Origin of the sequence: Bacillus sp. SN1, from assembly GCF_002796895.1 — a bacterium.
In the GTDB taxonomy this organism is placed as follows: Bacteria; Bacillota; Bacilli; order Bacillales; family Bacillaceae; genus Bacillus; species Bacillus inaquosorum.
This window is the reverse complement of the sequence record NZ_PHIE01000019.1, coordinates 1-266: the sequence shown is the minus strand read 5'-3', so window position 1 is coordinate 266 and position 266 is coordinate 1. Positions and strand designations below refer to the sequence as shown.

Annotated in this window: 1 rRNA gene; it reads right to left on the bottom strand. The window is 41.0% G+C overall.

From position 1 onward, the window contains the following. Positions 1 to 214 precede the first annotated feature (214 nt). A 16S ribosomal RNA gene (locus CVV77_RS22240) occupies positions 215 to 266 on the bottom strand; the annotation flags it as partial.

Sequence of the window (266 nt, the reverse complement as noted above, 5' to 3'; positions counted from 1 at the left end):
CTCCTAGTGCCAAGGCATCCACCGTGCGCCCTTTCTAACTTAACCGTTAAAAAGAATCACTATGTGATATCTTGTCTTACTAATTGAATGTGATGTCTACTGTTATCTAGTTTTCAAAGAACACGTTTCGAAGGAATGATCCTTCAAAACTAAACAAGACAGGGAACGTTCTGTTTATAAGACCCAAGGTCTTATATTCCGTAAATATCCTTAGAAAGGAGGTGATCCAGCCGCACCTTCCGATACGGCTACCTTGTTACGACTTC